Source organism: Colwellia sp. 75C3, from assembly GCF_002836255.1.
Taxonomy (GTDB): Bacteria; Pseudomonadota; Gammaproteobacteria; order Enterobacterales; family Alteromonadaceae; genus Colwellia.
In genome coordinates this window covers 396,054-420,764 of record NZ_PJAU01000031.1, presented here as the reverse complement: position 1 = coordinate 420,764, position 24,711 = coordinate 396,054, and the positions used below count along the sequence as shown (strand labels likewise).

Sequence of the window (24,711 nt, the reverse complement as noted above, 5' to 3'; positions counted from 1 at the left end):
TCATATAGAATAACTATATACAAAAAATTCTATTTGTTCTCAAACCGCTGGCAAGCTCTGAGTGTGAACTAACTTAATGGACTTGGTATAACAAAAAATGCCCATAAATTGTGCTATTTACTTGCATAGATGGCTCAGCATCGCTATGATGAAAAATAATAGACTAAAAATATTTTTATTTGGTCTATATTATTAATAATACTTGGAATTTTTTGTAAATGTCACAACGTACCGTAGAAATCAACATTGTTGATCGCAAGCTTAAAATCGCTTGTCCCATAGGCCAAGAAACCGCCTTATTATCTGCGGCGCAAGAATTAAGTGATCGTTTAACTAAAGCCGGTGCGAGCAAGGCCATTAGCAGTCCAGAGCAAACCTTATTAATGACCGCTTTAAATTTGGCTAATGATTTGTTGAAAACTCAGCAGCAATTAAAAATTGAGCAACAAGGTAATCAACAGAAAATCACGTTGCTGCAATCAACCATAGAACAAGCCATTTCCCATACTAAGCAAAAAATAGCTTAAGCATTAGTCGCTTACCTTATCCCTACATCGCTAGACTTATTTTCACCTTCGTTTATCTTAGCCACAGTTAAAGCTTAAAAATAAAACATAACGAATAATTACTCGTCACTCAGCCAAATATTATAAAAAAAAGCTTAGTTGATGATATATTTTTCGCTATACTGAGTTTGTCTTCTGGGGTGTTTGTATGTGAACTGTGTCCCTGAGCCGATAAGTTTTACCTAAGGAAGTTGATTATTAACTTTTGCGCAAGCCCGGCTCGTATCGGGAAGCCTACGGTTAGCATGATATTTCCGCCCTGAACACACGGTGTTCAGGACTCTGTGAACTGCGGCATCTTGGAAGCGTCTTTTCCCTATTTTAAAATTCCCTCTAATAATCATCAAATATCAGCGATATTTCCGCGCGTCTCTAGAAAATCACACTGTATTCAAAACTATGTGAACTGCGGCATCTTGGAAGCGTCTTTTCCCTATTTTAAAATTCCCTCTAATAATCATCAAATATCAGCGATATTTCCGCGCGTCTCTGCTCTTACCTTAATTAAAGTACACACGGTATTCAAAACTATGTGAAACTGCGGCATCTTGGAAGCGTCTTTCCCCTTGTTAAAATACTCCCCATTAGAAAAATAAAATATCAGCGATATTTCCGCGCACCACTGTGTTCTAGCCTAGTAAACTGCGCGACTACAACCTGTAATACCTAACATGCTTAAAATTATTATTCCGTAATAAATAAAGCCCTACGACCTAAAATACGCCTATCTATTGGTCAATGTAGCTCATGTTTCTTATACTAATATCATGAGTTAGTTATCACCTATCTAGGAAGGATAAATTTTGTATTATCACAAGCATGATGAGTTGATAGAAAGTTGGAACAAAACGCTTGCCGTGGTAGCTAAGCTGGCCTCTGTACCTGTAGCATTGGTTATGAAAATGGAACAAGATAATCTTAGTGTTTTTAGCAAAAACGAAAATAGTCAAAATCCCTACCAAATTGGTGACTCTGAGCACTTAAATGGCTCGGGGCTTTACTGTGAAGAGGTAATAAAATCACAAAAAACACTAAATATACCCAATGCCCTTGCTGACGAGAACTGGAATAAAAATCCTGATTTAGAACTTAATATGATCGCCTATCTTGGGCTACCGATAGTTGATGATGAAGAGACTCCCTTTGGTACTGTCTGTATTTTAGATAATAAGGAACATGTCTTTTCAGAAACAACCATTGAACTACTGGAAACGATAAAGCAAAGTTTTGAAGTTCAATTAAAACTATTACATCAACAGCATCTTGCAGAAGAAAAGCAACAACTTGAAGAGCTATCCATATTAATCCGTGGGCTTTCTCATGAAATGAATACACCATTAGGTATAGGAATCACGACAGTTGGCATCATAGAGTCCAGTATTGAAGCTATCCAAAAAAAATTAGACTGTAAGTCGCTCAATCAAACAACACTCATAAATAGCCTTAATACAATTAAGCAAAGTGTAAAGTTACTTACCAACAGCTTTAACAATGCAGCTGAAAAAGTCAGTACCTTACAAAGTTTATTAATAAGTGATAACGCAAAGTCAGCTAAAAAAATAGAGCTGTACCCATTAGTAAACAGCATTTTTGATAGCTATAAAAAGATGCTAAATACCCATAATATAAAATACAAAATCAAACAACAGCATAACGAACATACTGATGCTTTTATCGTGCCTGAATTACTCCAGCAAGTGTTACTTATACTTTGTAAAAACTCACTCGAACATGGCTTAGCTGAAACAAAGGATCCAGAAATACGAATTGAGCTAATAAATTACAGTAATGTCATAAAGTTGCACTACAAAGATAATGGTAAAGGAATTGATAGCGCTGAATATAATAAAATATTCAGCCCTTTTTATACAACCAGCCGCGCTATAGGCAGTAGTGGCGTTGGTTTAAGTATTGCTAAACGAATCATAACTCAACAGTTACACGGAGAAATATCTATCGTGAACTCATCTGGCGGTGTGCACTTCATTTTAAGCTTACCCAAAGCAACAACTTCTGCAGTTAAAAATTAAGTCATATTGACTCTCCGTGCTACCACTTAGTTTTGAGATTGAGTTCTTGTTTTAGCTATTTTCATTAACTACAACTACGCTTATTTATAGTCACGATTAAACTCCAACTTAATTTTTAGCACCTATAAATCAGGCAATTACTTTGTTTATAAGCTCATTAAAAACTAAACTCATCATTTTTTATTTTTTGCTGATTCTATTTGTGGCTTTTATAAAGGTAATGTCCCTTCACTACATTCAACTCCCACAATTATACGCACTAGAAGCCTCATCAGATGAAAAAGATATTAGCCGTATAAAAATGGCTTTTACCTCAAAAAGTAAAGAGTATGGGGTTATAAATTATGATAATGCCGTCTGGGATGAGACTTATCACTTTATAAATAATAAGAACACTGAATTTACTGAGAGTAACTTTGTTATTGATACCTATAAAAGCTTAGGCATTAATGGTATTAATATTTATGATAAACAAGCAAAAACAGTGTGGCACCAAGCATGGGATATTAATAACTGGAGTCCATTAACATTTCCACCTTTTGATAACCCCTCGTCATTTGTTAAGAAAAATATTTTAATTTCAGATGCTTTAATTAGTAAAAACAATAATAAGCCCGTTTCTCAAGTAGGGTTTACCTTTTTAAATGAAAAAATTATACTTTTTGCTGCGACCAGTATTTTTAAATCAAATTTAACGGGAAGTGCTAATGGCACTATGCTATTTTGGCGTTTTTTTGATGAGCAAGTGCTCACTGATTTACAGCAAAGAGCAGGCATCGATTTTACCGTAGAGCTTATTCAGCCAAACCTTAAAAGCATGGTAAAACTCACTTCAAAAAATGTCTTTATAAAAAACTCTTACCGCACTAAAAAAGGTGAAATATATGACGTTATTCCGCTTATAACAGGCAACGGCGGCATTAAATTTACTTATAAAGCGCCCATAAGACAGTTTTCAACAAGTTGGTTAAATCAATCGACCATTACCAGTTCAATGCTTTTTTTATTAACACTCTTTATGTTATTCATATTCTTTCATTACTTTATAATTCGTCCCATATTACGAGCAGATAAAAGGGTTACCGCGATAGTTAAAAACAATGACCATTCAATTCGATTTTATAGCAAAAGAAAAGATGAACTGGGCACATTATTTAATTTAATCGACAGACTTTTAGACAGTGTGGAATCGAAAGAGCAGCAACTAACATCTCATAATATACGTCTACAACATATCAGCCAAACAGACAGTTTAACCAAAATCCCTAACCGAAGGGCTTTTGATACTCATATGAAAAAATCACTCAATACCAGTAACTTAGGGTTAAATATTTCAATGATGATCTGTGATGTCGATTATTTCAAAAAATATAATGATAGTTATGGTCATGCTAAGGGAGATGAAGCCCTCTATTTAATTGCGCAAACATTGCGGAAAAACTTACATGAGGAGACGGATTTTGTTGCACGTTACGGTGGCGAAGAATTTGTTGTGGTATTAAAAAACACAAATAAAGATAATGCTCAAGCTGTTGCTAATAATTTAATCAAAATAATAGCTGATTTAAAAATACCACATAGAGAGTCTGATATTAATGACTCGGTCACTATCAGCATTGGTATCCATAGCTTTATTCTCGATGGACAGCAGCAATATATGCCATTTTTTGAGCTTGCCGATGAAGCGCTCTATCAAGCTAAAGAGCAAGGACGAAATAGAGCTATTACCAAAGGCTAATCTTACTTCGCTATTAGTTATTAATTCAGGTATCAACAGAACTAAGCCTATTTTTCTTAAGCTAACTTATGATATTCATGTCATTGATAATTTCTTGAATCGGTTTTTTATAATAAGTAGCAATCAACAGTAACCGTTGTAACTCAATATTAACCAACTGAACTTGACTACGGCATATTTTTGCAACGTTTTGAGTTATCAATTGATAGTTAGCCTCATCTATAACTTGCTGTTTGCTTTCAATTTCGATTAAGGCAAACAAAGCACTTAACTCGTGAGTGGCTAATATTGATAAATTTTTATTGGAATATAAATAGACTTCAACTGGGGTGAAGTTTTGGCTATCACGTTGACATAGCGCATTACATAACGATTCATTACGTTCAAATAACATCATAGATCGTAAATAATTAAATGGTGGTTCTACATTCGTTACCCGTGATTGATCGCCAGCTAATAAATAATGTAATACGTTTCGTTGTCGGTCATTCGTTTTATTAAAGTTACCCTCTAACTGCAATACAGGAGTAAAGAAATTTAATAAATCACTGCTTTTAAATTCCGAAATAAGGGCGAGTGGTAAGCCTTTTTTATCTATCCATTTTGTTGCTATTTGTTGATAAAAGCCAAATTTAATAATACTTTTTTGCCCTTGTAGGTATAGAAAAGCCAACTGCGCTATGTTCTCAGGCTCGCTAGAAATTGAAAAATGTTGAAGCAAAGCGTCAAAGTCATTTGACGTCAATAAATCAATCATTGTCTGCATGTGTTGCTTCATTTTTCCCTTATTCCTTATTTATTCATAGTTAAGCATTCGGCTTAATCTGATTCGCTCAGGCTTCCTGAAACGAGTATATTCAAGTAGAGCGTTATAATATTTTAACTTCAACAAAGTCTGGTCTAGGTAGGCTATCCAATACGCTATAAAGATAAATAACGACTGACGTTAACGCTGCAGTAATGAGGAATAACCAAGTTCCGCCAAGTTGGTCGAGAATAATACCACCGCCTAATGGTGCTATAGCATAGCCAAACTCATAAAACGAAGCAGCACCAAAGTACGCGCCGCGAAGATGCTCAGGTGCTAAACGGTCAATGTGAACATTCATGGTAGGGAAAAGAATCGTTTCAGCTAAGCTCATCACTACAATCGCTCCTATCCATCCCCAAAAAAGTGTTAACGGATTAAGCGCTAACCAAATTTGTGAACACATCAACAATACTAGCCCTACTTGTATTCGGCTAATTAATGATAAGTTTGCCATTAACTTTAATAATAGAAATTGTGTTGAGATTATGACGAGTGCATTGGTAAAAATCATCGATGAAATAAGTTGGAGAAGATCAGGTACTTCAGCACGCGTTAAGTATTGTATAAGCGAGCTATCCATTTGGGCATAAATGAACATGCATAAAATATTAGCCAGAATAAGACACTGTAATAACTTATCTGCAACTAACACCTTAATAATTTGATTAACCCCACCACCTTTCGTTGTAACCTTCTCTTGAGGTTTAGGCTGAGGCTTAGATTGAGCTTGTGAACCGGTTTCTACTGAGGCTGTAGTAATATCCACATCCATCATCTCAGTAGATATTTGTTGGGCTTTAACCACCTTCTCTTTATCAAGTTTGTTATGTTGATTAAAACCCCACCATAAAAGCACTAATAAAAAGGCAAACGCCCCTGCGGTAATATAAAAACTTGATTGCTCTCCTGTCAGTCCCATCCAAAGTCCTAACATAGGACCAACAGCACAACCAACATTAACAACAAAGTATAATGACTGCATGGCAAGCTCACGGGTGCCTTTATCTTTAATGATATCGCCGATTAATGCCGAGGTTAGTGGTCGCCATAAAGCAGTAGCAATAGAACATAACGTTATCACTAAGGCATAACCAGCTATAGAGTTTACCTGTGCTAATAACGAAAAAGAAATGATATATAAAATGCCACTGGCGTACATTAATTGATGACGACCAATGCGATCTGATAGCGCGCTACCAACAAAACTCACTAAAACAGAAATAACGGCAGCACTTGAGAGAATAAGTCCTACATGAGTGGCAGATAAAGCAAATTTTTCATAAAGAATGACCGCCAGAAATGGCCATACCATGTAATAACTGCCACGCGTAATAAATGAACCAAAGAGCAAAATCCACATTAGTTGTGGGAATTGTTTAAAACGTTTTGATGAGACTATATTTGACATATATTTCCTTTCTCCGCTGTCACGTTAGAAATAAGCTAAAGTAAACAGAGACAATACCTTGTGAATAAAAACTTTTAAAACACACTTTGTAAGTAAAAAACTTTACATAATTAATTATATTGCTTTTAGGCTGATAAAAGCAATACAATTTGCCAAGAACAACCTATTTTAATGTAGCAGAGCAACGATCATTACTAATCAAGAAAACAAGCAAAAGAATAAAGCAGAATTTAAGTCGGTAATCGCTGATAACTCAGCCCCAATTGGGGTCTTTGACTCTGGCGTAGGTGGGCTCTCTATTGCAAAGTGCATTGCCCAACAGCTACCCCATGAAAATATCATTTATATTGCTGATAGCCTCCATTCGCCTTATGGTGAAAAGTCTGTTGCTTTTATTATTGAACGAGTGAATTTTATTGCAAAACAACTCATTGCTAAAGGCGTTAAAGCTATAGTAATCGCTTGTAATACCGCCACAGTTAATGCCATTGAACAACTTAGAGCACAAGTTAACATCCCAATCATTGGTGTAGAACCCGCAATCAAGCCTGCCGCGAAACAAAGCATTAGTAAAAAAGTAGCGATATTAGCAACACAAGCAACCAGTGAAAATCAACGCTTTAAAGACTTAATTGATTTACATCATAATGGCGCACAAGTACTCATTCAACCTTGTCCTGGTTTGGTCGAATTTATTGAACAAGGCAAACAAAACAGCCAAGCATGTAATGCCTTGCTAAGACAATATATCGTTCCTTTAATTGATGAAGGCATTGATACCTTAGTACTTGGTTGTACCCACTATCCTTTTGTTCAACAACAAATCAGCATTATTGCTGGTCAACAAGTAAACATTATAGAAACAGCAGCCCCAGTAACGGTGCAGTTAACCAAGATATTACTTGAACAAAAGCTAGATGCGAGCAAAGAGCAACAAGGGCAAAGTCAATTTTTCAGTTCGCTTGAGACCAAAGAGCAAGAAAAAATCTTTAGCCAATTATGGCAAGAGCCACTTATTTTACATGCGTTAGCGCCATAATTAATTTCCTCGGTTGTAGTAGATACCGGTTAAATCCTCCAAAAACTTTACGCTAGTTCAATAAAAATCAAAATAATTAGAGACGTTTAGCCGTCTAGGCGTAAAAAAGCTAGAAAGTTGTTTTCAACAGGTGTAGAATCGCACCATTATTTTGTATAACTCAAATTTTTCTGAGGATTTATGTCTAGACACTTTTTTACTTCCGAGTCTGTTTCTGAAGGTCATCCTGATAAAATTGCCGATCAAATTTCTGATGCGGTTTTAGATGCTATTATCGCTAAAGATAAAAATGCCCGTGTTGCTTGTGAAACGATGGTAAAAACTGGTGTTGCAATCATTTCTGGTGAAGTTTCAACTACCGCTTGGGTTGATTTAGAAAAACTTACCCGTAATGTGATAAGTGAAATAGGCTATACCTCATCAGATGTTGGTTTTGATGGCGAAACTTGTGGCATCATGAATTTGATTGGCCAACAATCACCTGAAATAGCGCAAGGCGTAGATCGCAGTAACCCTGAAGAACAAGGTGCTGGTGATCAAGGTTTAATGTTTGGTTATGCAACCAACGAAACCCCTACGTTAATGCCTGCACCACTATACTATTCACACCGTTTAGTTGAGCGCCAAGCACAAGCACGTAAATCTGGTATTTTACCATGGTTACGTCCTGATGCTAAATCGCAGGTGACCTTTATCTATGAAGATAACAAGCCAGTAGCGATTGATACGGTTGTACTTTCTACTCAGCACAATCCTGAAATCAAACAAGAAGACTTGGTTAGTGCGGTAATGGAAAACATTATCAAGCATGTATTACCTGCAGAATTGTTAACTGAAGATACTAAGTATCATATCAACCCAACTGGCCGTTTTGTTATCGGTGGTCCGGTAGGTGATTGTGGTTTAACAGGTCGTAAGATTATTGTTGATACTTATGGCGGCATGGCTCGTCACGGTGGTGGTGCTTTCTCTGGTAAAGATCCATCTAAAGTTGACCGTAGTGCCGCTTATGCTGGTCGTTATGTTGCTAAAAACATTGTTGCTGCCGGTTTAGCTGACCGTTGTGAAATTCAAATTTCCTATGCAATTGGTGTTGCTGAGCCGACATCAATCTCAATTGATACATTTGGTACTGGAAAGATTTCTGAAGAGAAACTAGTTGAAATCGTACGTGAAAACTTTGACTTACGTCCATACGGTATCACTAAAATGTTAGACCTATTACACCCTATGTATCAGCAAACTGCTGCATATGGTCACTTTGGTCGTGAACCATTTGAAATGACTGTTGGTGATGATACGTTTACAGCCTTCAGCTGGGAAAAAACAGATAAAGCAGATGATTTACGTAAAGCTGCCGGTATTTAAACGCCAAGATTAGCTTAAGAAAGTAATTACTTAAAGCCGCTATTTTTGTTTAAATAATAGCGGTTTTTTTATGTCTATAATTTGAGCCTAAGGTAATGCTGAGTTTATGGACTTGTTGTGCACACGAAAAATAATTCAGGAGTAGACGCTTGATTGACCAATAACGGGTTATTGGAATTGAGAGCAACGTCGCCTTGAAATATTTTAACCCGCACAACTGAGTAATAATGTAATGGAATTGCTCTTAGCATTGTTTTTTAGTGTCGATGCCCCTATGTTGTTACTACTTACCCTTATTTATTTTTCCGCATAATGTCCAATCCTAGAATTTATCAAGCAAGTATTTTTACTTTACATGAATCCGTGAAATTATCTGACGATGCTTTCGGTCACTTGATTAGAGTATTACGTTTAAAAGAAGGTGATGAAGTCGTTCTTTTTAATGGTGAAGAAGCGTTTCAATATCAGGCTAAACTAATCGATGTGAGTAAAAAACAAGCTTACGCTGAAATATTAACTAAAGAAGCTGTTGATAACGAGTCGCCTCTCAATATTCATTTAGGTCAAGGTATATCTCGTGGCGATAGAATGGATTTCACCTTACAAAAATCCGTTGAGCTTGGCGTTAATACTATCACGCCATTATTTACGGAACGTTGTGGGGTAAAGCTAAATGCCGAGCGTCTTGAGAAGAAGCTTCAACAATGGCAAAAAATAGTCATTAGTGCCTGTGAGCAGAGTGGCCGTGCAAGCGTACCCGTTGTTGCAGAGCCGATGCTCTTAGCTGATTGGTTAAAACAGGAAACTAGCGCTTTAAAAATTAATTTACACCCAAAAGCTCAGCATTCCATTATGAGTTTACCAATGGAAAATACTCGTGTTAGATTATTAGTTGGGCCGGAAGGTGGTTTAACTGATGACGAAATTTCTAAAGCAAACGACGCCGATTTTCAAGATGTGTTATTAGGGCCAAGAGTATTGCGTACAGAAACAGCCGCATTAACGGCAATTACCGCATTGCAATGTCGCTTTGGTGATTTACAGTAAATTTATTACTGTTTATCTCAACTAAATCGTAAAAATTAATAACAGCTAATTATAAGATAAACACAAGATAACTAGACATTAAATGAAATTACGCCTTTCAACAACAGCGTTAAGAATCAACATTGAACAGGATTAAAAATGACTACAAATAAAGTAATAAAGCTCGGCATAGTAATGGATCCTATTTCACAAGTTAAAGTAGCAAAAGATTCATCAATGGCGATGATGCTAGAAGCTCAGAAGCGTGGCTATGAACTTTACTACATGGAAATGAAGGATTTATATCTTGAACAAGGTGAATGTCACGCGACAACACACAAGGTTAAAGTCTTTGATGATAGTGAGCACTGGTATGAATTGTCTGATCCACAAGATATAGCGGTAAGTGAATTAGATGCGGTATTGATGCGTAAAGATCCTCCTTTTGATACTGAGTTTATTTACGCAACCTACATGTTAGAACGTGCTGAAGAAGCAGGCACACTCATTGTAAATAAGCCGTCAAGTTTACGTGATTGTAATGAAAAGCTCTTTACTGCATGGTTTAGCGAATTCACCCCTAAAACTTTGGTGACTCGTAGCAGTGACAAAATTCGTGAATTTCACAAAAAGCAGCAAGACGTTATTATTAAGCCTCTTGATGGCATGGGTGGCGCTTCAATATTCCGCATAAAAGCTGATGACGCGAATGTTGGCGTAATTATAGAAACCTTAACGAACAATGGCGAACAATATGCCATGGTACAAGAGTTTATGCCTGAGATTGCTGATGGTGATAAGCGTATCCTCATTGTTAATGGCGAGCCTATGCCTTATTGTTTAGCGCGTATACCTGCTCAAGGTGAAACTCGTGGTAATTTAGCTGCTGGTGGACGTGGTGTTGCTCGCCCGTTAAGTGTCAGTGATAAAGCGATTGCTGATGCTATTGCTCCTGAATTGAAAAAGCGTGGTCTATACTTTGTAGGTCTTGATGTGATTGGTGATAAAGTAACTGAAATCAATGTAACGAGTCCTACCTGTATTCGTGAAATTGAAGCAGCTTATCCAATAAACATTAGCGGCAAGTTGATGGATGCTATTGAAGATAACATCAAAAAATAATAGTTGGAATTGCATGGCAAAATTACAAAAATCAGAACTAAAACAAGAATCCAAATCAAAGTTAACAAGCGAGCTTAACATTGGAGATTCACTGTCGATGAATAGTTTAGAGAACCAATTTTTGATTGCCATGCCTTCTCTTGGTGATCCCTATTTTAATAAAACGGTCACCTATATTTGTGAACACAATGAAGACGGTGCTATGGGTTTAATCATCAATTTGCCCGTTAACATCACCTTGTCTGACTTGCTTAAGCAAATAGACCCCGAAGAAGATGAAAAATCTGACAACGGGAGTGAGACTTCAAACAGTGGCTTAACGGAAAAAAGTAAGAGCATTGGCTTAGCTGATAATTCTCTCACTGATATTACCAATAGCTTAGAACAGTTAGTACTCACCGGTGGTCCTATTGCTCAACAGCGAGGCTTTGTTTTACATAGTTCACAAACAGGCTGGAGTAGTTCGTTAGTATTGAATAAAGAGTTAATGATCACTACTTCAAAAGATATCCTAATGGCATTAGGCACTGAAAAAGCACCTGAACAATTTATGGTTACCCTAGGTTACGCTGGCTGGGGCCCAGGTCAGCTTGAGCAAGAGCTGCAAGCCAATTCATGGCTTACCACGCCTGCAGACAGTGATATTCTTTTTAATACACCAATAGAACTACGCTGGAAAAAAGCGACAGAGAAGTTAGGTATTGATCTAGCCCATTTATCTTCAGATATTGGCCATGCTTAACTACTGCCCTTTTCATCTCTACTAGCTAAAATACTATCTTAAATGTAGTGGTCATAAATACCACTACATTGATTACACTCCAAGGAAAAAGATGTCGACTAAAACTAAATCACCTATTGGCCAACGTACCGTTATAGGCTTCGATTTTGGTAAAAAATATATTGGCGTTGCTGTAGGTCAAGAAATGACAGGTAGTGCGACACCACTTGGCTCGGTAAAAGCGACCGACGGTATCCCCCATTGGGACAATTTAGCTAAATACCTAAAAGAATGGCAACCTGATTTTATTGTCGTTGGTTTACCACTCAATATGGACGGTAGTGAGCAACAACTTACCCTAGATGCCAAGAAATTCGGTAACCGAATTAATGGTCGTTTTGGTATAACAGTAGAATTTCAAGATGAACGACTCACTACTGCAGATGCCAAAGAGCAGTTATTTGCTCGCGGTGGTTATAAGAACTTAAAAAAAGATAATATAGATGCGGAATCAGCAAGGTTGATTATTGAAAGCTTTTTTGAGCAACAGTATAACTAAAACTATTTAAAATCCCAGCTGATTTTTGAGGTACCATGAGTATAATCTCTATCATAATGCCACTTATCTTAGTGGCATTATTAGGTTTTTTTTGTGCAAAAAGCCAATGGCTTAATCGCGCTCAAATCGATGCGTTAAGTAAATTTACTTTTTATCTTAGTATTCCCGCTTTTTTATTTTATCAAATGGCGCAGGCTAATTTCACTGAGCAAATTAGTCCCGCGTTATTTGCGGCTTTTTACTTACCGGTATTATGCTGTTATTGCATAGCATGGTTGAGCCATTATTTTCTCATCGAGAGAAAAAAAACTTCATCAACGGCTGGCTCAGCAGTTTTTTCTTTAGGTGCAAGCTATTCCAATACAGTAATTATTGGCTTACCTATCTTATTAACCTTATTTGGTGAACAAGTCCTTGGCATAATATTCTTAATTATTACTTTTCATAGTGTCCTGTTATTTACCTTAACAAGTGCCATATCAAGCTTTAGTGCCAATGAAGAAAATTCTTTTAACGGTAAAGAAATTATCAAGCAGAACGTTAAAAATCCATTAGTTGTTAGTATTTCAACAGGTTTAGTCGTTAACTTACTAGGGATTGAATTACCCTCGATATTAGCTGATGGCTTAATGTTAATGGGTAAACCAGCGATCACCTTAGCGTTATTCATCTTAGGCGCTTCACTTGCTTATTATCACGTACGCGATAAGCTTTTTGCCATTGGCATAGCCAGCTTAACCAAGTTAGTTTTATTGCCGGCTTTAGTGTTACTAACAAGCCAAGTATTGTTCCAGCTGTCACCACTTAGCGTAACTGTGCTCGTTATATTGAGTGCTTGTCCAACAGGAGTGAATGCATACTTAATTGCTAAAACACATCAGCAAGAACAACAAACTGTTGCTGGAACTGTTGTGATGACAACATTGTTAAGCATGATCACTATCCCTCTGTGGTTATTCTTATTTGTATAAAGAAGCATATACTCAGCCTTGCCTACCTAGCAAATGAACGAACGACAGTGAAAGTAATATCAAAAACTTAACTGCCCTTGAGTTCACTTTCTGATAATAAATTGACTTTTAACTCATTGAGATTACACTAAAAACTAGTTTGTATTTCAATGAGATAAATAATCATGTCTGCCAAGTTTATCGTTCCTTGTTCTAATCTATTTATACTATTCTTCATACTAATTTCCCTTAGCGCTTGTGATAACAATAAGCCAGGCCTTGCCCTCGGTACATTAGAGCGAGAACGCATTGCTCATACAGCAACGGTTAGCGAAGTAATCACCGCTTTACCTGTCAGTGCGGGTAGTCAAGTAAGTAAAGGCACTATACTGGTAAAGCTAGATGACACCATTCAAAAAGCGCAGGTTGCTAAAGCACAAGCTCAAATGCAACAGGCAAAAGCTAATTTAGAGAAAGTGCATAATGGCGCCCGTGTAGAAGAAGTGGCTGCTGCTTCAGCGCAAGTAGCTGGCGAGAAAGCGGCGTTAGTAAAAAGTGTAGCTAATTATCAACGCGCTAAAATACTCATTAAAAAAGAGCTAGCAAGTCAAGCAACGCTTGATAATGCCCTTGCTTCACGTGATGAAAATACTGCAAAATTACATAGCGCTCAAGAAAAGCTATTGCAACTTATTAATGGCGCCCGTATTGAAGACCTTCAGATTGCCGAAGCTATTTTAGCAACCACCATTGCAGTGGTTGATAGCGAAAATAAAAAACTTAAAGACTTAACCATTACCGCTAAACGTGATGGTTTATTAGATAACTTACCGTGGAACTTAGGCGAACGTGTCACATTAGGTAGCCCAGTAGCGATTGTTTTAGCTGGAAAGGCGCCCTTTGCTCGTGTTTATGTACCTGAGCCCTATCGCGTAAAAATAAAAGTGGCTGATAAATTAGTGGTGCAAGTTGATGGCTTGACAGAACCCATTATTGGAACTGTGCGTTGGATATCTTCCGAGCCCGCTTTTACCCCTTATTTCGCCCTGAACCAAGCAGAACGCGCTAATCTTATGTATTTGGCTGAAATACAATTACCCGATAGTGCAGCAGAACTTCCTATGGGTGTTCCTGCACAAGTGCAAATGCCATGAGTACCGATTTTCATAGTACTGAGCATGATGAGTTTGCCATTAATGCTGAAAAACTTTGTAAAAATTTTGGGGCATTAACAGCAGTATCATCATTAGATTTAAAAGTTGAAAAACAAACTATCTATGGCTTTTTAGGTCCCAATGGCTCAGGTAAAACTACAGCAATTAGATTACTTACTGGTTTGTTAAAACCGACCAGTGGCCAAGTCAATGTGTTAGGTTGTCATTTACCCCAAGAGGCCAATAAACTTAGGTTGAAAATTGGTTATATGACGCAAAAATTCTCACTGTATGATGACCTTACGGTTAAAGAAAACTTACAGTTTATCAGTAGGATTTACGGTTTAACGGCTAACGAGCAGAAGTCTCGTTTGAGTGAATTATTAAGTACTCATCAGCTAACCCAACAAAGTCAGCAACTTGCTGGCAGCATGAGTGGCGGTCAAAAACAGCGTTTAGCACTTGCCGCTGCTGTAATACACAAACCTAAGTTACTCTTTTTAGATGAGCCTACCTCAGCAGTAGATCCTCAGAACCGTAGAGAATTTTGGGAACAGTTATTTGATCTTTGCGATCAAGGCACTACTATTTTAGTGTCAACACATTATATGGATGAAGCAGAGCGTTGTCATAAGCTCGCCATTTTAGAAAATGGTATCAAAAGAGCCGATGACTCACCCCAAGCCCTAATGAATAATATGACAACACAAGTGGTGGAAATTTCCGCTAATAATTTACGCCATATCAAAGATAATTTGATCAAACTTCCACAGGTAATTTCTGCTGCTCAGTTAGGCACGCACTTACGCGTTTTAGTGAATAAAAATGAGAGCCAACCTATAGCATTATTGCAACAGCAGCCTTGTCTAAAACCTAGCGATAAATTGGCCATTGTTAGGCCGAGTTTAGAAGATGTATTTGTCAGTTGTACGGGTCAGGGAGTTGCGTAATAATGAAAACATCCTTATTGAGAATTCAAGCGATTGTAATAAAGGAGTTATTGCAGCTTAGCCGCGATAAAATGACCTTTGGTATGGTCATCATGATCCCACTGGTACAATTACTATTATTCGCCTTTGCGATTAATACCAATGTGCGAGATATTCCCGTGGGTGTGGTCGATCACAGTCAAACATCACTCAGTCGAGTATTACAACAAACCGTTTCGGCAACCGGTATTGTCAGCTTCACTCACAGCTATCACTCGGTACAATCAGCACAAAAAGCTATCGACAATAGCGAAGTACGCGCGGTATTGATTATTCCGCAAGATGTTAGTCAACGTTTGGTTCGCCATCCTAGTGTCGGCTTTGGTTTACCGCCATCGAGTAAACAAGAAACAAGTCGCCCCATAGCGCAATGGTTAGTTGATGGCTCAGATACGGTCATAGCCGGTGCAATTAAAGGTTTGCGTAATATGCCGTTAGCTGAGCTATTAGACAAACCAGCCAACCGCAGTACCCCTACGTTTGAAGTCACCCTACTTTATAATCCAGAACAGCGTAGTGTGGTGAATATAGTACCCGGCCTCGTTGCGGTAATACTTACCATGACCATGATAATGTTTACTTCTGCCGCCATTGTAAGAGAGCAAGAGCGCGGTAATATGGAGATGCTTATTACCACGCCACTGGCCTCAATAGAATTGATGATTGGTAAGATATTCCCTTATATTTTTATTGGCGTTATTCAAGTCAGTATTATTTTAGGGCTAGGTTATTGGCTCTTTAATGTGCCGTTTAATGGTGGGTTAGCCCAACTAGCTCTGGCTACCCTACTCTTCATTTGCGCCAGCTTAGTACTTGGTTTAGTCATATCCACTATCGCAAAAAGCCAATTACAATCAATGCAAATGACTGTCTTTATTTTACTGCCCTCAATATTATTATCTGGTTTTATGTTTCCCTATGAAGGGATGCCATTACCCGCGCAATATATTGCTGAAGCATTACCTGCTACGCACTTCATCCGCTTGATTAGAGGTGTAGTATTACGTGATGTTGCTGTCGTTGAGATGAGCTTTGATATGCTTTGGTTGATAGCTTTTACTTGTTTTGGTTTACTTGTTGCCGCATTACGTTTTAAGAAGACCCTTGATTAGCCCTATGCAAACAGAGGTAAAAAATACAGAAGCTTTGATGTTAGGTGGTTAATCAAGGCTTATTGGCTCCGACCATGATCATTGCTCGTTTTGGGGTAAACACCTTGCCCTCATTATCTACAAACTTAAAAGGTATTGAGATACTATTAAGGCCTACGTTTTTAACAATTGAAAAGTGCAGATGAGGTCCGGTAGAAAATCCTGATGAACCTGAGCGAGCTAATCGATCACCAAGGGCTACTTTATCACCCTCTTTGACTAATGCTGTCTCCATTAAGATGTGTGCGTATGACGCAAAAGTACCATCATCATGCAGTACTTGAATGACATTTGCTTTATCAAGGAAATACCGAGTAGTACCACTCATATGGTAATCATCCTTAACAAAAATAACCGTACCAGCTCGAACAGCTGTTAAGTAAGTACCTACATCCATGGCGATATCAACAGCATATTTACTATACTCCCCCGTATGAGAAAACTCGCCATTAAAACCTTGGGTAATTCTATGGCCTTTTGGTGAACCGAAAGGGGCATGGTATTGGTAGCTATCAGCAACGCTTTTGGGATCACCTAATGCCCAGTTATAATTTATCTTAGGTGCTTTGTTTTTGCTTTCAAGTAAAGCGATTTTTCCTCGTGCTGGAATGACTTTGCTAATAAGTTTTTGACTAAATGGCGAGGTAAAGCCGACTTCAATAGGTGCATAAAAAGCACTTTTAGCATAGAGAGTGTAACCTTCCTCACTCTTTACATTATAAAGTTTAATTTTAGAGGTTGGTTTTTTCGGGCTAGTATATTTTAACGTTGAAAAGTCTTGTGCTTTTTCTGGCGGCTTATCGCTAAACACCCAGTGACCATTGGCATCTTTATATTTATACATCTGCCCTGCATGGGTATTAGTGATGCAGGTAACCAGTAATAATAGCCACAACCCTTTCATTATAAATCTTCCTTGTATTATTTAACAACGCGCTAAAAATTAATCATAGCAGGCTGTCACATCCTAATAAAGCTATGTTATTATTTCAATATTACGTCGATTAACGACGCTAATTACACAGTAAAGTTTTATATTATAAGCACTAAGATACAAAGCATTAAGATACAAAAGGGACTTTATGAAAATCTTAAGATTATTAGCAGTATTTGTACTGGTTACAAGCAGTATTTTATCATTTACCTCAATCGCTGAGATTTATACTTGGACAGATAAAGACGGTAAGGTGCACTTTAGTGATAAGCCAATTCATGATGAAAAAGTTACCAAGGTAAAACTGAAAGTAAATAATAATATTGCTAAAACTGTCACCCAAGATAGTCAATGGCAACAAGACTATAATAAAGCTAAACAAGCTAAGGCTGAAAAAACTCAAAAAGAGGCTAAACAATCCCGTAAAAGTAAGGGTTATTGCGATAATATAAAACGTCAACTCGCAATAATTAACCGCGGTGGCCGTATATATTTCATGTCACCCGAAGGCGAACGTACATTCCAAAATGATGAACAGCTTAAAGCAGAAAAGAAAAAATATACTAAGGCTTATAAAAAGACCTGCCGTTAACGTTTTGCCAACTATTTTAGCTCTGAGTATTAGCTAAAATAGATCAAAGAGTGAGAGAGGTAGTCATGTCAAGAGAGTTACCTGTTATCAATATTAAAGCGCAGAGTAATCACCATGCGCTCTTTTTAATGCTGACCGCATTTATAATTGCTTTTACCACGTTTGTTTTTAGTCAAGGCTATTGGCGACAATTTCAGTTGGTGATCATCTTTATTTACCTGTGTGCATTAGTGATATTTATAACGGGTTTAGCTAAGTATCTCGAACCTCAATACAGTTTATGTCTTAGTCCTAAGAGTATTAAATATCAGCATAGATATGGTCAATGGAAAATAGAGTGGCCAGAAATACAACGAATATCATTGATAAATGAAACCTTTGGCTTTACCAAAATACAGCTGCCATATATCGGCATTCGTTTAATACAGTTATCGTCACTCGCTCATCAGATTTCACCACGTTTGGCTAATCGTCTTATCCATGAACAAAAACCTTTATTAGCGTTTGCCATTAAGATGGATTTTCTAACCATTGAACAAAGTATTCTTAATTTTGAGCCTTTTATTTTACCTTCGGGTGAAGTATTGAAAGGACCATTAGCGGCCTTTCTTCATCACTGTACTGTGTTACATAAGGCATTGGGTTATCACTTGTTTCTACCTGAAACAGCCATTGATCGTGAACTTAATGAATTTTGTACTTTATTGACACAATGTATGAAGTCTTCTACTGAATACAAGTGAGCTATATCTTTGAAAAAATTTAAAATAGATTTAAAAGACCTTTTAAATCACCGCGAAGCCCTCCCCCAAAAAGTAATAAAACTAAGCTAGCGTTTTAGGCATTTTTTCTACAAGTAAATCAATGAAACAACGGACTTTAGGCGATAAATGTTTTCGGCTTGGATAAATAGCATAAACATCAATAGTAGGCGCGAGGTAATCACTGAGTAATATAGCTAACGTTTTATCTTTCAGTGCTGTTTCCATAACAAATTCGGGTAATCGGCAAACACCATGACCTGCAAGCACCATGGCTAATTCCATACTTGCGCTATTGCATAATAACTTTGCCTTCACTTCAACTTGACTATCAGTTCCATTTTTATGGCTATAACTCCATTTAGTGCTTTGCTTTAAGTTACTATAACAAATGCACTGGTGCGACTTGAGTTGCTCTGGTGATTTCGGCACGCCAAAACGTTTTAAATAGTCATGAGATGCTACCGTGTAACCATTGCAGCTGTATATTTTACGGCAAACCAAGCTTGACTCAGCCAGTTGCTCTGTTGCTCGAATGACTAAATCAAAGCCATCTTGAACCAAGTCGACCTGTCTATCATTTAAATCCAATACTAAGTTAACGTCGGGGTACTGGTGCATAAACTCGGATACTACATCTTGTAAGTGACTTTCAGCAAACGAAGTAGGACAGCTCACTTTAAGCACACCTTTCGGCTCTATATGACTTTGAGTTAACAGTGCTATTGCATCATGCGCATCGAGCACTAATTGTTGGCATTGCTCAAAATAGGCTTGTCCTTCCGGGGTCAAGCTAATAGAACGTGTGGTGCGATTTAACAAACGTACGCCAACACGAGCTTCAAGTTTATTCACTGTTTTACTGATGTAAGAGTTTGAATGGCCAGTGGCTATCGCTGCACCTGAAAAACTGCCACACTCAACGACTTGGGTAAAAACTACCATACCATCGAAAAGGTTACTCTCTTTACTTGAAATAAGGTCATTATGAGTCATATGGAAAAAGTCATTATCATTTAAGGGTATTAATTACATTTGATTATAGTTATATAATACTTACATCAAATGACTAAGCCAAAGTATTTAGTCATTAATTAAACATTTTAGATACCTAACTAGGTATAAATAAGGATGCATTATCATGAAATTATTAGCCTTTGCAGCCAGCAGCAGCTCAAAATCAATCAACAAAAACTTGGCGACTTACGCTGCCTCATTAGTATCTGGCGCGACTGTAGAAATATTAGATATTAACGATTATGAAATGCCTTTATTTAGTCAAGATAAAGAAGAAGTATTAGGTCAGCCTGATGCTGCCAAAGCTTTTTACGCTAAGTTGGGTCAAGCTGATGCTATTATTATTTCTTTTGCTGAGCACAACGGTTCATATACGGCTGCTTATAAAAACTTATTTGATTGGACTTCTCGCATCGATCAAAAATTATTTCAGAATAAACCAATGGTCTTACTGGCTACATCACCAGGACCCGGTGGTGCCAATACAGTATTAACCGCAGCAACTGGCTCTGCACCTTATTTTGCTGGTGATGTAAAAGCGAGCCTGTCGGTTCCTAGTTTTTATGATAATTTTGATAATGAAAAACAAGAGATTAGTAACCTAGCCATACTTGATCAGTTAAAATCTGCTATTGCTCAGCTAGGCTAGGTGGTCAGATCAACTAAGTTACTCTAGCCAATAAAGTAACTTAGTTAACATCATCAAATTCTCGGGTGATTGGGTGATAATTCCATAAGATATACCACCCCGATAGATTCCAGTTATGAGCTATAACATTTTACCTTGACGATATTGCACTTAGCCCTTGAATACTAGGGCAAGTTAGCATAAGTTTAGCTACATTATGTTTGCACAAGACTCGATGATTACCCTATGACACCAGTTACCTATTTCCCGCACAAAAATAATGAAATGTTTGTTGAAGATATTGCGATTAGCACTATTGCCAAACAGGTTAAAACCCCTTTTTATTGCTATTCAAGTACTGCCATTGAAACAAGCTTTCAAGATTATCAAAACGCTTTTAGCGATCAAGATACTTTGATTTGTTATGCGGTAAAAGCCAATAGCAACCAAGCGGTGCTTGCCACTTTAGCCAAATTAGGCTCAGGTGCTGACGTCGTCTCAATGGGCGAAATTCGCCGTGCAATAACAGCAGGTATTCCAGCCGATAAAATCGTTTATTCTGGTGTTGCTAAAACACAGGAAGAAATTGAGTATGCATTATCGTTAGGTATTTTTCAGTTCAATGTTGAGTCTGAGCCAGAACTAGAGTTGATATCAAAAGTAGCGACGTCACTTAATACTACTGCCGCGATTTCTTTTCGTATTAACCCTAATGTTTGTGCACAAACCCATGAAAAAATTTCCACGGGTAAAGCAGAAAATAAATTTGGCGTACCCATTTCAAAAGCCCGATTAGCCTATAAACAAGCTGCATCGTTACCCGGTATAAAAGTACAAGGTGTTGATGTACATATTGGTTCGCAATTAACAAATTTAGCTCCTTTTGAAGAAGCCTACCAACATATTGCACAGCTCGTTGTTGAGTTAAGAGCTGATGGCCATGACATTAGTGTGATTGATGTTGGTGGTGGTCTAGGTATTACTTATTTAGATGAAATCATCCCGAGTAAAAAGACCTATGCAGATATGGTTAAAGCGCAACTTGGCCACCTAAATTGTAAAATAATTATTGAGCCCGGCCGTTCGTTATTAGGCAATGCCGGTATTCTTGTCTCCAGTGTCGTTTTTGTCAAAACAGGAGAAGAGCGTCAGTTTTTATTACTTGATGCCGGAATGAACGATTTAATCAGACCAAGTATGTACGATGCATTCCATCAAATTATTGCGGTGAATCAAGAGAGTAACGCACTAAAAACCTATGATGTCGTTGGTCCCGTTTGTGAAACAGGCGATACCTTTGCCAAAGCAAGACAAGTACATCAATCTGACGCCGGTGATTTAATTGCGATTATGAGTAGCGGTGCTTATGGCGCTGTTATGTCATCTAGCTACAATACTCGTATGTTAGCCCCTGAAGTCATGGTAAAAGGTAATGAGTTTGCCGTGGTAAGAAAGCGCCCAAGTTATGAAGATATTATAAAACAAGATATTACGCCAAGCTGGTTGTAATAGTTATTGGCGCCTATTTATTATTAAATAGTCGCCAACACACTGATTAAAACTTTGTGCTTTTCGTAAAAGTTAAACATTGATGCGTGAATATGAAAGACTACTTTTTGTTGCAAGCGCTCGCCTCATCCGAACACCAGCTACCTTCCAAAGGTAGCTGGTGTTCGGATATATATTGCTCAACAACAACAACAACAACAACAACAACAACAACAACAACAACAACAACAACACACTTCGAGTACCCTGCTTTACTTGTGAATAGTTATATTTTTAAATCTCAGTTTTGTATATCTCATTGAATTTTATTCTTAATTAAACAGTTAGTTCTATTTTGTTGTGTGCTCAAAAACACCATTCCAATCTTTTGCAGGTGGCGTTTTCTGATAACCAGCAATTCGACTTAAATAGATATCATAAATTTTCTTGGTTGATACCGATTTTAATTGTTCAAATAAATTTTTTGCTGCCTGCCAATTTTGTTGATGATATTCGACAATGGCTTTGTTATAACAGGCTAGTTCCTTCTGCCCAAGACTTGAAAGCTCCCCTTTTTTACACAGTGGCTCAAAAATTATAATGGGGTTGTTTTTACCTTTTACTAAGACTCGATCTAATTCACGATAGACAAAAGCTGTTGCCAACGATGCAGTGGTATCGCTAACGATGATATCAACACCATAATTCTTTGTCAGACCCTCAAGCCTTGCACCAATGTTAACGTTATTTCCCATGACGGTGTAAGCCATTCTAAATTCAGAGCCCATGTTCCCTACATGCATCTCTCCTGAACTGATACCAACACCAACTTTAATTTTTGGCCAATTTTTTTTATCAAACTCGGGTTGAATTAATTTTATCGCTTCAATCAAATCAAAACTAGCACGAACTGCATGATTGGCGTGCTGTTTATCGGTAAGTGGTGCTCCCCAAAAGGCCATGACACAATCTCCCATATATTTGTCTATTGTACCTCTATTTTCATGGACCACTTTTGTTATTGGTGTCAAAAACTCATTCATTAATTGCGTTAAATCCCCTGGTGTCATCGTCTCAGAAATCGTTGTAAACCCCCTCACATCTGAAAATAAAACAGACATCTCTTTACTGTCACCAGTTAAACTTAATTCCTGAGAATTGGAATCCATTTCTTTTACCAATTCCGATGGAATGTATTGCTCAAAAAATAGATTCATACGCCGTTTCTGACGAGATTCTACAAAAAAATCATACGCGGTATGAACGAATGATTGAATAGAAACCAATAATATAGAGTTTGCCAGAGGTATAACAAAGTTAAATTTATGCCACAGTAAGAAACCAAAGCCTAATACACTAGCGATAGCAACAGGGAAGATTATTGCTGCACCCACGGCTCCTAGCCTTGAATAGGCCATATGCAATATTATTGTTATCAATAATAGAAAAACTGCTTCTATAGAATTCATATAGGAGGGTTTTAATTTAAAACGTTCATCCAAAATTCCTGAGATAATACTGGCATGAATTTCAACGCCTATATAAGTATCGCCTACCGGAGTTGAGCGAAGATCCATCATTCCTGTCGCCGAAGTACCTAAGAGTAAAATTTTATCTTTCAACATTTCTAAAGGAGTATCTCCCTTTAACACATCAATAACTGATACATAGGGGAAGCTATACATACCACCACGGTATGGAACATAAACAGCAAACTGGCCATCTACTGGAATTTTTTTATCTGCTACTTTTAGGTATTCGAGCGTCAGTGAGTTTAGTTTCTCTGCATTATTTTCAAACAAAAATTCAATATTATCTACGCCTAGGCTTACCATCGCAGTTCTCAGTGCCAAGGATGGATAAGCGTCGCCATTATATTCATATAAAAGAGGTACTTTGCGTAAACTGCTACTTTCTCTTGGGTAATTAAAAAAACCGCCATAAAAGGTTGCTTGACTCATATATTCATAATTACCAACAAAACCACCCGCTCGATAAAAATCAATATCAAGCGACTCCAATGATTTGGCCGTTACCAACGGCTCTGAAATAAAGCCTTTGGTTAAGTAATCAATATCGTCTCCACGGTAATTCTCAAAGGTATAGCCAATAACCACATTCCTTGCCACAAGACTTTCAGCAAATCTTGAATCCCCATCAAGCTCATCACCTTTCGTCTGTAAAAACGCTGCGACATCCTGTTTTTGAAATAATTCATTGTTGGAAAGAAGACTTAATAATTCCTTCGCACTAGTATCTTCTGCTTCAGGAAAAACGGAGTCAAAACCAATAACCTTAATTTGATAATCGGTATTCAGTTTATCAACTAATTCAGCCATTAAGGTACGACGCCATGGCCACTGACCAAGAGCAGAAATACTCTTTTCATCAATATCAAGTATGACTATCCTGTCATCAACTGTGTTCAATAAATCACTGCGTAGACGAAAGTCATAGAGTTGATTTTCCATGTTCTCAAGGTAGCGTGTTGGTAAAACACCCACTAAAAATAGGAAGAAAAATAGGAATAATATGCTCGATATTATTATTCGTATCTGTTTGTGTGATAAATTTTTCATTTTTTTCTTATTTTAACAATTGGCAATAACGTTTCATAAAAACAATTAATAACTATCGATAAGCAACTGAAAAAAATGTA

General features: G+C 37.4%; 22 protein-coding genes and 1 other RNA gene. 18 read left to right on the top strand and 5 right to left on the bottom strand.

Annotation, left to right across the window (positions count from 1 at the left end; translation table 11 throughout):
• Positions 1-218: 218 nt before the first annotated feature.
• The 4 genes from CXF85_RS01905 to CXF85_RS01890 all read left to right on the top strand — a co-directional run bounded on the left by CXF85_RS01905 (position 219) and on the right by CXF85_RS01890 (position 4,334).
• On the top strand, positions 219-527 hold the full coding sequence (locus CXF85_RS01905; RefSeq protein WP_101226824.1) for a cell division protein ZapA: 309 nt from the start codon (positions 219-221) through the stop codon (positions 525-527).
• Between the two features lie 168 nt (positions 528-695).
• Positions 696-876, top strand: a non-coding RNA gene (gene ssrS, locus CXF85_RS01900) — 6S RNA.
• A gap of 493 nt (positions 877-1,369) precedes the next feature.
• Positions 1,370-2,596 (top strand): GAF domain-containing sensor histidine kinase, encoded by a 1,227-nt coding sequence (locus CXF85_RS01895; RefSeq protein WP_232771039.1) that lies wholly within the window; start codon positions 1,370-1,372, stop codon positions 2,594-2,596.
• Positions 2,597-2,816: 220 nt separating this feature from the next.
• Positions 2,817-4,334 carry a sensor domain-containing diguanylate cyclase gene (locus CXF85_RS01890; protein ID WP_101226823.1) on the top strand — a complete coding sequence of 506 codons (1,518 nt, stop codon included), beginning with the start codon at positions 2,817-2,819 and terminating at the stop codon, positions 4,332-4,334.
• Between the two features lie 61 nt (positions 4,335-4,395).
• Here CXF85_RS01890 and CXF85_RS01885 read toward each other — a convergent pair whose 3' ends face one another.
• Positions 4,396-5,112, bottom strand: coding sequence for a hypothetical protein (locus CXF85_RS01885; RefSeq protein WP_101226822.1), 717 nt, complete (start codon positions 5,110-5,112; stop codon positions 4,396-4,398).
• A gap of 91 nt (positions 5,113-5,203) precedes the next feature.
• Complete coding sequence (locus CXF85_RS01880) at positions 5,204-6,553, bottom strand: MFS transporter (protein ID WP_101226821.1); 1,350 nt, start codon at positions 6,551-6,553, stop codon at positions 5,204-5,206.
• Positions 6,554-6,740: 187 nt separating this feature from the next.
• Between CXF85_RS01880 and murI the strand changes: the two genes are divergently transcribed.
• The 10 genes from murI (at position 6,741) to CXF85_RS01830 (ending at position 16,593) form a co-directional block, all read left to right on the top strand.
• Positions 6,741-7,592: a glutamate racemase gene (gene murI, locus CXF85_RS01875; RefSeq protein WP_332870680.1), complete on the top strand. Its 852-nt coding sequence runs from the start codon at positions 6,741-6,743 to the stop codon at positions 7,590-7,592.
• Between the two features lie 180 nt (positions 7,593-7,772).
• On the top strand, positions 7,773-8,960 hold the full coding sequence (metK, locus tag CXF85_RS01870) for a methionine adenosyltransferase (protein WP_101226819.1): 1,188 nt from the start codon (positions 7,773-7,775) through the stop codon (positions 8,958-8,960).
• A gap of 312 nt (positions 8,961-9,272) precedes the next feature.
• On the top strand, positions 9,273-10,007 hold the full coding sequence (gene rsmE / locus CXF85_RS01865; RefSeq protein WP_101226818.1) for a 16S rRNA (uracil(1498)-N(3))-methyltransferase: 735 nt from the start codon (positions 9,273-9,275) through the stop codon (positions 10,005-10,007).
• Between the two features lie 138 nt (positions 10,008-10,145).
• Entirely contained in the window at positions 10,146-11,108 is a 963-nt protein-coding gene (gene gshB / locus CXF85_RS01860) for a glutathione synthase (RefSeq protein ID WP_101226817.1), read from the top strand.
• A 97-nt stretch (positions 11,109-11,205) separates the two neighbouring features.
• Positions 11,206-11,850, top strand: a complete 645-nt coding sequence (locus CXF85_RS01855; protein ID WP_198555454.1) for a YqgE/AlgH family protein — start codon at positions 11,206-11,208, stop codon at positions 11,848-11,850.
• Between the two features lie 91 nt (positions 11,851-11,941).
• Complete coding sequence (gene ruvX / locus CXF85_RS01850; protein WP_101226815.1) at positions 11,942-12,388, top strand: Holliday junction resolvase RuvX; 447 nt, start codon at positions 11,942-11,944, stop codon at positions 12,386-12,388.
• A gap of 35 nt (positions 12,389-12,423) precedes the next feature.
• Positions 12,424-13,359, top strand: coding sequence for an AEC family transporter (locus CXF85_RS01845; RefSeq protein ID WP_101226814.1), 936 nt, complete (start codon positions 12,424-12,426; stop codon positions 13,357-13,359).
• Between the two features lie 164 nt (positions 13,360-13,523).
• Complete coding sequence (locus CXF85_RS01840; protein ID WP_101226813.1) at positions 13,524-14,492, top strand: HlyD family secretion protein; 969 nt, start codon at positions 13,524-13,526, stop codon at positions 14,490-14,492.
• The gene (locus CXF85_RS01835; protein ID WP_101226812.1) at positions 14,489-15,442 is read left to right on the top strand and encodes an ABC transporter ATP-binding protein; all 954 of its coding nucleotides are present in this window, start codon (positions 14,489-14,491) and stop codon (positions 15,440-15,442) included. Before CXF85_RS01840 ends, CXF85_RS01835 begins: the two co-directional genes overlap by 4 nt.
• A gap of 2 nt (positions 15,443-15,444) precedes the next feature.
• Complete coding sequence (locus CXF85_RS01830; RefSeq protein ID WP_101226811.1) at positions 15,445-16,593, top strand: ABC transporter permease; 1,149 nt, start codon at positions 15,445-15,447, stop codon at positions 16,591-16,593.
• A 52-nt stretch (positions 16,594-16,645) separates the two neighbouring features.
• Here CXF85_RS01830 and CXF85_RS01825 read toward each other — a convergent pair whose 3' ends face one another.
• Positions 16,646-17,536 carry a peptidoglycan DD-metalloendopeptidase family protein gene (locus CXF85_RS01825; protein WP_101226810.1) on the bottom strand — a complete coding sequence of 297 codons (891 nt, stop codon included), beginning with the start codon at positions 17,534-17,536 and terminating at the stop codon, positions 16,646-16,648.
• Between the two features lie 178 nt (positions 17,537-17,714).
• On the opposite strand from CXF85_RS01825, the gene CXF85_RS01820 reads away from it, so the two are divergent.
• Together CXF85_RS01820 and CXF85_RS01815 are read left to right on the top strand one after the other, a co-directional pair.
• Positions 17,715-18,158 (top strand): DUF4124 domain-containing protein, encoded by a 444-nt coding sequence (locus CXF85_RS01820; protein WP_101226809.1) that lies wholly within the window; start codon positions 17,715-17,717, stop codon positions 18,156-18,158.
• A gap of 65 nt (positions 18,159-18,223) precedes the next feature.
• Positions 18,224-18,901 (top strand): DUF2982 domain-containing protein, encoded by a 678-nt coding sequence (locus CXF85_RS01815; protein ID WP_101226808.1) that lies wholly within the window; start codon positions 18,224-18,226, stop codon positions 18,899-18,901.
• 81 nt (positions 18,902-18,982) lie between these two features.
• On the opposite strand, the gene CXF85_RS01810 is transcribed toward CXF85_RS01815, so the two are convergent.
• On the bottom strand, positions 18,983-19,915 hold the full coding sequence (locus CXF85_RS01810; RefSeq protein ID WP_101226807.1) for a LysR family transcriptional regulator: 933 nt from the start codon (positions 19,913-19,915) through the stop codon (positions 18,983-18,985).
• A 145-nt stretch (positions 19,916-20,060) separates the two neighbouring features.
• On the opposite strand from CXF85_RS01810, the gene CXF85_RS01805 reads away from it, so the two are divergent.
• Together CXF85_RS01805 and lysA are read left to right on the top strand one after the other, a co-directional pair.
• Complete coding sequence (locus CXF85_RS01805; RefSeq protein WP_101226806.1) at positions 20,061-20,585, top strand: NADPH-dependent FMN reductase; 525 nt, start codon at positions 20,061-20,063, stop codon at positions 20,583-20,585.
• Between the two features lie 225 nt (positions 20,586-20,810).
• Positions 20,811-22,073 (top strand): diaminopimelate decarboxylase, encoded by a 1,263-nt coding sequence (gene lysA, locus CXF85_RS01800; RefSeq protein ID WP_101226805.1) that lies wholly within the window; start codon positions 20,811-20,813, stop codon positions 22,071-22,073.
• A 329-nt stretch (positions 22,074-22,402) separates the two neighbouring features.
• Here the strand turns inward: lysA and CXF85_RS01795 are convergent, their stop codons facing one another.
• A complete protein-coding gene (locus tag CXF85_RS01795) occupies positions 22,403-24,631 on the bottom strand; it encodes a CHASE2 domain-containing protein (RefSeq protein ID WP_101226804.1) in 2,229 nt (742 codons plus the stop codon).
• Between the last annotated feature and the right edge of the window lie 80 nt (positions 24,632-24,711).

What these genes read in the sequence shown, in the direction of transcription:
- CXF85_RS01815 (WP_101226808.1), top strand. Translation starts at nt 18,224, where the DNA reads ATGTCAAGAGAGTTACCTGTTATCAATATTAAAGCGCAGAGTAATCAC.
- CXF85_RS01885 (WP_101226822.1), bottom strand. Translation starts at nt 5,112, where the DNA reads ATGAAGCAACACATGCAGACAATGATTGATTTATTGACGTCAAATGAC.
- CXF85_RS01810 (WP_101226807.1), bottom strand. Translation starts at nt 19,915, where the DNA reads ATGACTCATAATGACCTTATTTCAAGTAAAGAGAGTAACCTTTTCGAT.
- CXF85_RS01795 (WP_101226804.1), bottom strand. Translation starts at nt 24,631, where the DNA reads ATGAAAAATTTATCACACAAACAGATACGAATAATAATATCGAGCATA.
- CXF85_RS01890 (WP_101226823.1), top strand. Translation starts at nt 2,817, where the DNA reads ATGTCCCTTCACTACATTCAACTCCCACAATTATACGCACTAGAAGCC.
- metK (WP_101226819.1), top strand. Translation starts at nt 7,773, where the DNA reads ATGTCTAGACACTTTTTTACTTCCGAGTCTGTTTCTGAAGGTCATCCT.
- gshB (WP_101226817.1), top strand. Translation starts at nt 10,146, where the DNA reads ATGACTACAAATAAAGTAATAAAGCTCGGCATAGTAATGGATCCTATT.
- CXF85_RS01805 (WP_101226806.1), top strand. Translation starts at nt 20,061, where the DNA reads ATGAAATTATTAGCCTTTGCAGCCAGCAGCAGCTCAAAATCAATCAAC.
- rsmE (WP_101226818.1), top strand. Translation starts at nt 9,273, where the DNA reads ATGTCCAATCCTAGAATTTATCAAGCAAGTATTTTTACTTTACATGAA.
- CXF85_RS01905 (WP_101226824.1), top strand. Translation starts at nt 219, where the DNA reads ATGTCACAACGTACCGTAGAAATCAACATTGTTGATCGCAAGCTTAAA.
- CXF85_RS01845 (WP_101226814.1), top strand. Translation starts at nt 12,424, where the DNA reads ATGAGTATAATCTCTATCATAATGCCACTTATCTTAGTGGCATTATTA.
- CXF85_RS01825 (WP_101226810.1), bottom strand. Translation starts at nt 17,536, where the DNA reads ATGAAAGGGTTGTGGCTATTATTACTGGTTACCTGCATCACTAATACC.
- CXF85_RS01840 (WP_101226813.1), top strand. Translation starts at nt 13,524, where the DNA reads ATGTCTGCCAAGTTTATCGTTCCTTGTTCTAATCTATTTATACTATTC.
- CXF85_RS01830 (WP_101226811.1), top strand. Translation starts at nt 15,445, where the DNA reads ATGAAAACATCCTTATTGAGAATTCAAGCGATTGTAATAAAGGAGTTA.
- ruvX (WP_101226815.1), top strand. Translation starts at nt 11,942, where the DNA reads ATGTCGACTAAAACTAAATCACCTATTGGCCAACGTACCGTTATAGGC.
- CXF85_RS01820 (WP_101226809.1), top strand. Translation starts at nt 17,715, where the DNA reads ATGAAAATCTTAAGATTATTAGCAGTATTTGTACTGGTTACAAGCAGT.
- CXF85_RS01855 (WP_198555454.1), top strand. Translation starts at nt 11,206, where the DNA reads ATGAATAGTTTAGAGAACCAATTTTTGATTGCCATGCCTTCTCTTGGT.
- CXF85_RS01880 (WP_101226821.1), bottom strand. Translation starts at nt 6,553, where the DNA reads ATGTCAAATATAGTCTCATCAAAACGTTTTAAACAATTCCCACAACTA.
- CXF85_RS01835 (WP_101226812.1), top strand. Translation starts at nt 14,489, where the DNA reads ATGAGTACCGATTTTCATAGTACTGAGCATGATGAGTTTGCCATTAAT.
- lysA (WP_101226805.1), top strand. Translation starts at nt 20,811, where the DNA reads ATGACACCAGTTACCTATTTCCCGCACAAAAATAATGAAATGTTTGTT.